The 9174-nt window shown below is 62.3% G+C and carries 10 protein-coding genes; 6 read left to right on the plus strand and 4 right to left on the minus strand.

Features of this window, described 5'->3' with window-relative positions; translation table 11 throughout:
* Positions 1–464: 464 nt before the first annotated feature.
* A complete protein-coding gene (locus DH10_RS17905; protein WP_246506646.1) occupies positions 465–875 on the minus strand; it encodes a response regulator in 411 nt (136 codons plus the stop codon).
* Positions 876–1072: 197 nt separating this feature from the next.
* Here DH10_RS17905 and DH10_RS17910 point away from each other — a divergent pair, with 197 nt between their 5' ends.
* Positions 1073–2140: a sensor histidine kinase gene (locus DH10_RS17910; protein WP_192257257.1), complete on the plus strand. Its 1068-nt coding sequence runs from the start codon at positions 1073–1075 to the stop codon at positions 2138–2140.
* Positions 2141–2269: 129 nt separating this feature from the next.
* Here the strand turns inward: DH10_RS17910 and DH10_RS17915 are convergent, their stop codons facing one another.
* Complete coding sequence (locus tag DH10_RS17915; RefSeq protein WP_192257259.1) at positions 2270–2785, minus strand: hypothetical protein; 516 nt, start codon at positions 2783–2785, stop codon at positions 2270–2272.
* A gap of 335 nt (positions 2786–3120) precedes the next feature.
* Between DH10_RS17915 and DH10_RS17920 the strand changes: the two genes are divergently transcribed.
* Positions 3121–3576 carry a BA14K family protein gene (locus DH10_RS17920; RefSeq protein ID WP_192244751.1) on the plus strand — a complete coding sequence of 152 codons (456 nt, stop codon included), beginning with the start codon at positions 3121–3123 and terminating at the stop codon, positions 3574–3576.
* A gap of 292 nt (positions 3577–3868) precedes the next feature.
* Positions 3869–4246 carry a COG4315 family predicted lipoprotein gene (locus DH10_RS17925; RefSeq protein ID WP_192244749.1) on the plus strand — a complete coding sequence of 126 codons (378 nt, stop codon included), beginning with the start codon at positions 3869–3871 and terminating at the stop codon, positions 4244–4246.
* Between the two features lie 187 nt (positions 4247–4433).
* On the opposite strand, the gene DH10_RS17930 is transcribed toward DH10_RS17925, so the two are convergent.
* Positions 4434–4769 (minus strand): hypothetical protein, encoded by a 336-nt coding sequence (locus DH10_RS17930; RefSeq protein WP_192244747.1) that lies wholly within the window; start codon positions 4767–4769, stop codon positions 4434–4436.
* A gap of 332 nt (positions 4770–5101) precedes the next feature.
* Between DH10_RS17930 and minC the strand changes: the two genes are divergently transcribed.
* The 3 genes from minC (at position 5102) to minE (ending at position 7147) form a co-directional block, all read left to right on the plus strand.
* Positions 5102–5956 carry a septum site-determining protein MinC gene (minC, locus tag DH10_RS17935; RefSeq protein WP_192244745.1) on the plus strand — a complete coding sequence of 285 codons (855 nt, stop codon included), beginning with the start codon at positions 5102–5104 and terminating at the stop codon, positions 5954–5956.
* Between the two features lie 106 nt (positions 5957–6062).
* Positions 6063–6878, plus strand: coding sequence for a septum site-determining protein MinD (minD, locus tag DH10_RS17940; protein WP_192244743.1), 816 nt, complete (start codon positions 6063–6065; stop codon positions 6876–6878).
* A complete protein-coding gene (minE, locus tag DH10_RS17945; RefSeq protein WP_040973218.1) occupies positions 6875–7147 on the plus strand; it encodes a cell division topological specificity factor MinE in 273 nt (90 codons plus the stop codon). The genes minD and minE overlap by 4 nt, the downstream gene beginning before the upstream one ends.
* A 267-nt stretch (positions 7148–7414) precedes the next feature.
* On the opposite strand, the gene DH10_RS17950 is transcribed toward minE, so the two are convergent.
* A partial coding sequence (locus tag DH10_RS17950; RefSeq protein ID WP_246811589.1) for an ABC transporter ATP-binding protein occupies positions 7415–9174 on the minus strand: 1760 nt, incomplete at its 5' end.

Raw genomic sequence — 9174 nt, forward strand, 5'->3', positions numbered from 1 at the left:
CGGGCCCGCCGCTTCTCTGGCCTGTCGCACTCCGACTGGCCTCGCCGTGTCTGTGGACACGCCTCCGACCGTCGGAGGCCTTGCGAACAAGATCTGCAAATATTGAGGGCCTCAGAACGGACCCGTCATGCCTTCAATGCCAGCATCATGAGAAGCAGTATCCGGCCGAACGTCAAGGGGTGTAACCGTACCTCGCCAAAGGCGAATGGTTCTTACTGCGTGGGCAATGGCTGGACCGGATGTCTCCGGCATGGCAGCTAGCCACCCATTGATATAAGCTCGCAATCGACTATGCGCAGCATCCATCGGAGGACCGGAAGCGGCAGCATCTGTAGTCGTCAACCACAGATGCTCCATGCAGCGATTGGTTTCAGGCAAGCATACTTCGGCGCACGCGAAGTACGCGCTCCGGAAATAGGCGATTGAGCTACGCCTTGCTGCAGGACTGGTGTGTCTCCTAACGCCTAACGATGCTGATCAGGCGGTCGAAGGCAATTCCACAGGTGCCTTTCAACAGTGAAGCAACCGCCGTAACGATTTGCGCAACTGCGAATGGCTTGGATATCATGATGCTTCCGGGCACCCCCTTGAGCATGCCAATCGGCGGCGCTATCGCCATTTATGTAGATGACCGGCATTGTCGGTGCGGTCCCACGGACATGGCAGCGGCCAATATCCCAGCCATTTGGACCGTCGCCCAATCTGATGTCCGTCAGAACAGCCTTGAAGCGGGTTGGATCTGCGTCAAAGGCCGACAGAGCCTGGACGGCGTTCCTGGCGGTGACAACTTCAAAACCTGCTGCGGCGAGCGAATCTTCCAGCTCGATCAGCACCAACGCTTCGTCTTCAACAGCCAACACCACATTCGATTCCATTCGCACCCCCAAACAGCAAAAGCTGCGGCCCGTGTATGCGGTTGAATGGCCTGTTGGTTCCGTCGATACTGGCTTGGCGCCCACATCAGCGCGTCGTCGCGCCCTCTTGGCGAGACAGATTCAATTCGCGACACAGGCCCGGCGCCGGTGTAGGATGTAGTCAAGGAAGGCAAAACGCCTTCAGATCGGCTCAAGCCTTGTTCCATCCCATCGCCAGTATCGAAGACGCGCAGACGCTGGCGCAGGCCATCGTCAATACGATCGCCGAGCCGTTGCTAGTGCTTGACGAGGACCTTCGCGTGCTGGCGGTCAGCCGCTCCTTCTATGAGACTTTTCAGGTCGACCCCGAACAGACGCTCGGCTCGCCGCTCTACGCGCTCGGCGGCGGCCAGTGGGATATCCCAGCGCTTCGCCTGCTCTTGGAGACCATCATCCCCGAGAAGACTGCCATGGATGGCTTCGAGGTCGAGCATGATTTCCAGGCTATCGGCCGCCGCACGATGCTGCTCAACGCTAGAAAGGTTCTCTACGACCACAGTTCGGCTGTGACGATCCTGCTTGCCTTCAACGACATAACGGCCCGCCGCGTCATAGAGAGGGAAAAGGAAGAGCTTCTCGCACGCGCAGAAGACCTGCTGCGGCAGAAGGATGTGCTGCTGCGCGAGATGGAGCACCGGGTTGCCAACAGCCTGCAGATCATCGCCAGCATCCTTTTATTGAAGGCCCGCTCCGCCACCTCGGAGGAAACCCGCCAGCATCTGAAGGACGCCCATCAAAGGGTGCTTTCGGTCGCCGAGGTGCAGCGCCATCTTCACACCTCGGCTGGTATCGAAGAGATCGACGTCGTGTCGTATCTGTCAAAGTTGTGCAGCAGCCTAGCCTCCTCGATGGTCGGTGAAGACCAACCGATCGCGGTCAACGTCACGGCTCAAGGTGGCTGGATAGATTCGCAGAAGGCGGTGAGCCTCGGCCTGATCGTCACCGAACTCGTTCTCAACGCGATCAAATATGCCTTCCCGATGGAGAAGGCCAAGGCGCTGATCCAGGTGTCTTACGAGACCGACGGCGCTGACTGGAAGCTGACGGTCTCAGACAATGGCGCCGGCAAGGCCGCCGGAACGCCAAGCGCTGGCCTCGGAACGGCTATTGTCGAGGCTTTGGTGAAACAGCTCGAGGCCCGGATGGATATCATCAGCGACGGCAGGGGCACCAGCGTGTCCATCACCAGGGCGACATTCACATCGCGCATACCGCGGGCAGCCTAAGGACGGCCTCCGGTTGAGTTGAAACCGAGTGGTAGATGCGCCTGCGGCCAGTCACGCCAGTTGCCAGGCCGTGCAGACTGGCATGAAAGCGGACGAAATTTGCAGTACAAGAAAAGAAGCGCAACTCGCCTACATTTCGTTGTTTTCGATAATGCCGGCTTCACCGTCCCGCAGGCGGGTTTCGGAGGCCTTTCGGCTTGGCCTAGCCGTCTCCGAAGATTTCCGCCTCACGCTCCCAGAAACCCCCTTTCGGGGCGGCAGTTCGTTCAGCGGGCGTGGCGGTGAAGTAGTGGAACGATCCACCACATCTGCTTGAGGGAAGCGCGATGCTCCGCCACCACGAGCCTCAACTGGCGTGAGTGAACATGGTTCCGGCGGTGCGGAGCCGGAGGCCAATGACGCAGCGTATTCAGAGGAAGAAGAAGGTCGGCCAACCTCGCCGAGCCACTCGTCGTAGCCGGAATTCAAGGCCGACAGTAACTCGTCAGGGTTGTGGATACCGCCCTGGAACAGTTCTACGATCCGGCGACCAAGACGCCCCCTGGCCGGATGGCCAACCGCTATGCCAGCCTGGCAGCAATAATCGTCGATCACGTTGGTAAGTAGTGAAAGCTGTTCTGAATCTGCCGAGCCGTTGAGGGCCATTACGCTTCTCTCATAATATTGTGCGAAAGCGTGATAGAATCTTTCAAAGGCCAGCTTGCAGGGAAGGTGCGGGCGACTCTTCACACATAGGGTGTCACTCCCCTATATGCGAGTCTATTCTAGATCATCGCTCGCGGCTTTCCATGTGTATGGTCCTGTCTTTCGAAGAAATATGGCCATTGGTCAATAAAGCGACGCGATAATAGCTATGCGAGCGGCGATTCATTTCAAAAATCGATCTGATTTTGCTTTGACTTTCCGTAAGAACGGGCGGAACAAAAGTTCTGTCAAATCGTTTTAAATTCCAAGGGACGTTAACCTTCAAGGAAAAGACCATGAACAGGATCGTATCGGGTTTGCTGGCGACCACATTGTCAGTGTCGTTCGCGGCCGCCGCCGTGCCTGCCGACGCTGCGCGGATATTCCAGCCGCAAGCGTCTTTCGCTTCGTCCGACGTACAGTCGGTCGACTACAAGCCGTGGATGAAGCACCGGAGCGTCAACCGCAATCGCAGTTTCTCCGACAGTGACGGAGCATACTGGAATGGCCATCGCGGCTATCGTGACTACCATCGCGGCTATCGCCGTCACGGCGACTACTGGTTCCCGCTTGCGGCCTTCGCAACGGGTGCACTAATCACCGGCGCGATCATCAACGGCAACCAGAACCGTGTTTATCGTGGTGATTCCCATGTGGAGTGGTGCTACGACCGGTATCGGAGCTATCGCGCTTCGGACAACACGTTCCAGCCCAACTACGGTCCTCGCCAGCAGTGCAATTCGCCCTACTGATGAATGTCGGCCCTCATGCCGGCGATGATACGCTCAGCAGCGAAGGCCATTATTACCGCGACCGTCGACCCGTTACTGCTGTGTTCGTAGAAACATTGAACGCGGAGTCTTCATGAGCCGCTTCCATAGTGCCACTCTGGAACGCGGGTTTCTTATGCGCTCAGTCTGGAGAACAGGTGCGTCATTATCAGCAGTCAATAACCCACACCGAACCGGAACGAAGCATCGACACCGGCCGTTGCGTCTATGGCGGCACTTGACCGTCCAACAACAAATATAAGGAATGATCGACATGAAACGCATCGCATTTGGACTGGCAGCCATCCTCATGACCACTGGAGTGGGTTTTGCGGTCGAACCTGCAATGATGGCGAAAACGCCCAACGGCAACATCTATACTGATGCCAATGGAATGACGCTCTACACTTTCGACAAGGACAAGGTAGGCAAGTCCGCTTGCTATGACGAATGCGCTGCGACTTGGCCGGCGCTCAAGGTCGCAGACGGCGCGAAGGCTGAGGACGGATGGACGATCGTCAAACGCACTGACGGCACCAAAATGTGGGCCTATGACGGCAAGCCCCTCTACACATACGCCAAGGACAAGAAGGCCGGCGACATGACCGGCGAAGGCGTCGGTGGCGTCTGGCACACAGCCAAGGCCGGATGAACCATCGAGCAGCGGCGCCTGCAGGCGCCGCTGCTTTGTACGCGCTTCAAGGCGCCGGGCTCCCATCAGTTGGCGTGCTTCTGCAATGGCGACGACGCAAATCCGCACTCATAGTCAGATGAGGAAGCGCCAAGGTCGAAGCCGAAGTCGCCATGCAGGGTCGCCATTAGCTGCTCCGGTCACCGCATCAACTCGTCCAGATCGAGCACCCAACCTTCTGCCCGCTCGCCGGGTCGCGGACGACTTTCGCATAGGCGCGGCGAAGACCGACTCTGTTGGCCCTGACTTCCTTGCTCGCAAGGTAGGTCGGATCGCCGACTTCCCAGTGGTAGCGCGTGTTTGCCGGAGCGCGCTTCCAGGTGAATTTCGAGACGTAGGCCAGTTGGCCCGGCGTGGTGTCGGCGAACCGGCAGTCGATAGTCTCCGGTATCATTCCCTTCGCGGCCATCGCATTGACGACCTCGTCGGCGTTGGCCGTTGTCAGCCATTGGTCTATTGCGCTCGTCTGGTCTCTGCCGCTCATGCTCATGCATCCTCCAAGCAGCAACAGCGCTCCGAATGCTGCGCCTGCCCGGCCTGCCCGCCTACTGCTTGCTTGATTGATGCGCATGCTCGGCCCCCTTGCTCTGGAAGTAACCATGCCCGATGGTGCCCGGTGCGGCATGCCTTCGTATATTAGGAACTTCACATGCCTGGGCCGTCCGGGCTTGGGCTACAGCGCGTGGGCAGGCCGTGTGGCCGCCCCGCCACAAAACTTAGCCGCGCCAGCTCTTAACGGCTCCGACCCTCGAAATTAACCTTTTGTTAACCATTCGCCCGGCACCCTTTAACCATTGAGTAAGGATTCGCCTGGCCGTGACCTTCGCCGCCCCTTTGCACAACAAATCCATCCGCTTCCGCGCCCGCTCCTTCGTCGCTTTCACGCTGACGCCGGAGGCGCCGATCGACGACTGGCTGGAGGGGCTCGATCACTGGATCGGCAACTCGCCGGGCTATTTCGCAGGGCGCCCGGTGGTGCTGGATCTCAACACGTTGAAGCCGGGGCCGGAGGAGATCGGAGCGCTGGTCGGCGTGCTCGGCTCGCGCGGCATCCGCGTCTACGCCATCGAGCTCGAAGGCGCCGAGCTCGGGCCTGATTTGCCGCCGCTGCTGGCCGGCGCCAAGGAGGCCACCGCCGAAGGCCTGCTGGGCAGGGCCGCGCGCAAGGCGAAGGCCGAGGAAATCACGGTGGAGACGGTCACCATCGAGGATGTCCAGCCCGGGCAGGTGAGGGCGCCGCAAGACGATCTGGTGAAGCTCGACGAGGCAAAGCCCGAAGCGGCGAAGCCCGAGCCAGCCAAGTCAGGACAGGGCGGCGAGCCGGCGCGGCACGAGCCTTCCGCCGGCACGCTGATGATCAAGGCGCCGATCCGCTCGGGACAGTCGGTCTTCCACCCGCATGGCGACGTCATCGTGCTGGGCTCGGTCGCGTCCGGCTCGGAAATCGTCGCCGGCGGTTCGATCCATGTCTATGGCACACTGCGCGGCCGCGCGATCGCAGGCTCGGAAGGCAATATTTCGGCGCGCATCTTCTGCCGCAAGAACGAGGCCGAGCTGCTCGCCGTCGACGGCTGGTACACCACGGCCGAGGAGATGGAGGGCGTCTCGCGCGGCAAGGCCGTGCAGGCCTTCCTCGACAACGATGCGCTCTGCGTGGTGCCGCTCGGCTGAGTTTTTTGGCCGCAAGCTTCGGACCGGTTTCGCGTGCGAGGCTGACAAAGAATCCCGCCGTGCCAGGCACGGCCAGTAGATAAAAACGCCAATGGAGGCTGGATATATGGGTAAGGTAGTGGTGGTTACCTCGGGCAAGGGGGGCGTCGGCAAGACGACCTCGACGGCCGCGCTCGGCGCTGCCGTGGCCAAGACCGGCAAGAAGGTGGCGCTGGTCGATTTCGATGTTGGCCTGAGGAACCTCGACCTCATCATGGGCGCCGAGCGCCGCGTGGTGTTCGACCTTGTCAACGTCATCCAGGGTAGCGCGAAGCTCTCGCAGGCGCTGATCCGCGACAAGCGGCTGGAAACGCTCTACCTGCTGCCGGCCTCGCAGACGCGCGACAAGGATGCGCTGACCGAAGAGGGCGTTGCCGAAGTCATCGCCCGGCTGCGCTCGGTCTTCGACTATGTCTTCTGCGACAGCCCGGCCGGCATCGAGCGCGGCGCCCAGCTCGCCATGCGCTTCGCCGACGAGGCGGTCATCGTCACCAACCCGGAAGTGAGCTCGGTGCGCGATTCCGACCGCATCATCGGCCTGCTCGACGCCCGCACCATGAAGGCCGAGCAGGGCGAGCACATCGCCAAGCATGTTTTGGTCACGCGCTATGACGCGACGCGGGCCGCGCGCGGCGAAATGCTGTCGATCGACGACGTGCTGGAGATCCTGTCGGTACCGCTGCTCGGCATCATCCCGGAAAGCCAGGATGTGCTCAGAGCCTCGAACCTCGGCGCGCCGGTGACGCTCAGCGAGCCGATCAATACCGCCGCCAAGGCCTATCTCGAAGCGGCAAGACGCCTTGAAGGCGAGGACCTGCCGGTGGTCGTCCCCTTCGAACGCAAAGGCTTCCTCGACCGGCTGCTCGGAAGGAGGGCCGCATGAGCATACTCGACCTCTTCAAGCGGCGCACCAGCGCGCCGGTGGCGCGCGAGCGGCTGCAACTGCTGCTCGCCTATGAGCGCCAGAGCCGCGGCCAGCCAGATCTCGTCTCCATCTTGCGCGAGGAGATCATGGCGGTCATCGCCAAGCACGTGCAGATCGACCAGGATTACCTCCAGGTCTCGATGGACCGCGGCGCGACCATGTCGACGCTGGAAATCGACATCCAGATCCCGAACAAGAGTGCGGTACCGCTGGCGATGGCGGGATAACGCCGACGCATTTCCTCGCCGGCGGGGACGAGGAACGCAGACTGGCAGCGCCGCGATCCTTCGCGCCCCCCTCTGTCCTGCCGGACATCTCCCCCTCGAGGGGGGAGATCGGATGTCGCCCGGCTTTCGCCAATCTCCAACGTTGCAGGAATGGCGCGGCGCGGAAGCTGCCAATCTCCCCCCTTGCGGGGGAGATGCCCGGCAGGGCAGAGGGGGGTGCTGTCCCGCCGGCATTTCAGGGCGCCTTCGCGCCCTCGCCGCACCCCCTCACTCCGGCTGATACAGCTCATCCATGCTGCGCGCCGACAGCGCCGCGAACGGCGCCTGCTTCTTCACCCTGCCATGCTCCAGGATCACCAGGTCGTCGCAGAACGAGATCGTCGAGTGATGGTGGCTAATGACGATCGTTGTGCGGCGGCCGGCGCGCGACTTCAGAGTTTCCACGATCGCCGCTTCGGAAAGCCCGTCGACGGCATTGGTGGCCTCGTCGAGGATCAATATGTCGGGGTCGCGCAGCAGCGCGCGGGCGAGCGCGATGCGCTGCCTTTGCCCGGCCGACAGATTGACGCCGCGATAGCCGACGACTGTTTCATAAGCCTGCGGCAGGCGTTCGATGAATTCATGCGCCTCGGCCAGCTCGGCCGCGCGGCGCGCCTCTTCAGCACTCGCCGTGTCCTTGCCGTAGGTGATGTTGTCGAGGATGGTGCCGTCCACCAGCTCCAGTTCCTGGCTGGCCAAAGCGATATGCGCCCGCCACGTGACCGGATCGATGTCGCTAAGCGCGGTGCCGTCGACGAGGATCCGGCCCCCGTCCGGCTCGACGAAGCGGCAGAGCAAATTGACGATCGTTGTCTTGCCGGCGCCGGAGCGACCGATCAGCGCCGTCGAGCGGCCGCTTCGGATGTCGAAGCTCGCGGCATGCAGCACCGCCGCGCGCTGCTCCTCATTGGCATAGCTGAAGCTCACGCCCTCGAAGGCGATTTTTTCGCTCAAAGCGGCGAACGGCCGGCTGCCTTGCGGCGCCGCCGGTTTGCCTTCGGGATCGAGCAGCCAGGTCACTTCTTCCAGCGAGCCGGAAAGCCCCTGCAACTGGCTCCATGTCATCTGCAGTGCCCTGACATGCGGCTGCAGGCGGTAGAGCAGGATGAGGAAGGCGGCGACCAGCGGGAAGCTCAAGCCCGCGAGCCAGGCGCCGATCACCACCGCCAGGAACAGCACGGCGTGCAGCACTTCCGTCAGCGGTCCCAGCGCGCCCTGGCGGTTGGAAAGCTGGAAGGCCGCCCTGCGCACGCCGTCCGAGGCCGTCTCGAACGCCGCCCTCTCGCGCGCCTCCTGGCCGAAGATGCGGATCAGCCGCCCGGCATGCACCAGATGCAGCATCCGCGAAGCCAGGGCGCTGTTGCGCGCCGCAACGCTGCGGCTGGGCGCCCTCAGATGCGCCGACAGCGCCATATGCGCCGCCTGCACCAGCGCCAGCCCGAGCATCACCAGCAGCGTCATTTGCCAGGAGAGCAGCAGCAGGAAGGCGAGCAGGATCACCGCCGCCGAGGCGCTGACCACCGCGCCGAGCATCGCCTGGATGGCGTCGGAGGCGCGCCAGGATTCGCTGGAGATGATGTTGAGCAGCCGCCCAGGGCTTTCCTTCAGGAAGAAGGGATAGCCGACGCTGAGCAGCCGCTCGGCCAGCGCGCCGCGGATCGCCTGGCTCGCCTTGCCGTAGATATGGGCGGTCAGCACCGAATTGGCGAAGGCGAGCAGGTTCTTCAGCAGGATCGAGCCGAGGATCGCGGCCGCAATGGCGATCAGCCGCTCGCGCTCGCCAAGCCCGGCGCCGACCTTCTGCAGGAGGGCGGAGAGGCCGGCCATGCCGGTCGCCTCGCCATGCCCCATGATGATGCCGAGCAGCGGGATGATCAGCCCGATGCCGAAACCTTCGAGCGCGGCGCTTGCAAGCCCGAGCGCGACGACGACCGGCAGCAGGCCGATCTGCCGTCGGCCGAGCGCATGGCGCAGCATCGATAGCGTCG

The organism is Mesorhizobium silamurunense (assembly GCF_014843825.1).
Classification (GTDB): Bacteria; Pseudomonadota; Alphaproteobacteria; order Rhizobiales; family Rhizobiaceae; genus Mesorhizobium; species Mesorhizobium silamurunense.

Bases quoted from the DNA above. Each gene is read 5' to 3' on its own strand.
- minD (WP_192244743.1), top strand. From the start codon at position 6,063: ATGGGTAAGGTAGTGGTGGTTACCTCGGGCAAGGGGGGCGTCGGCAAG.
- DH10_RS17920 (WP_192244751.1), top strand. From the start codon at position 3,121: ATGAACAGGATCGTATCGGGTTTGCTGGCGACCACATTGTCAGTGTCG.
- DH10_RS17925 (WP_192244749.1), top strand. From the start codon at position 3,869: ATGAAACGCATCGCATTTGGACTGGCAGCCATCCTCATGACCACTGGA.
- minE (WP_040973218.1), top strand. From the start codon at position 6,875: ATGAGCATACTCGACCTCTTCAAGCGGCGCACCAGCGCGCCGGTGGCG.
- DH10_RS17930 (WP_192244747.1), bottom strand. From the start codon at position 4,769: ATGAGCGGCAGAGACCAGACGAGCGCAATAGACCAATGGCTGACAACG.
- DH10_RS17905 (WP_246506646.1), bottom strand. From the start codon at position 875: ATGGAATCGAATGTGGTGTTGGCTGTTGAAGACGAAGCGTTGGTGCTG.
- DH10_RS17915 (WP_192257259.1), bottom strand. From the start codon at position 2,785: ATGGCCCTCAACGGCTCGGCAGATTCAGAACAGCTTTCACTACTTACC.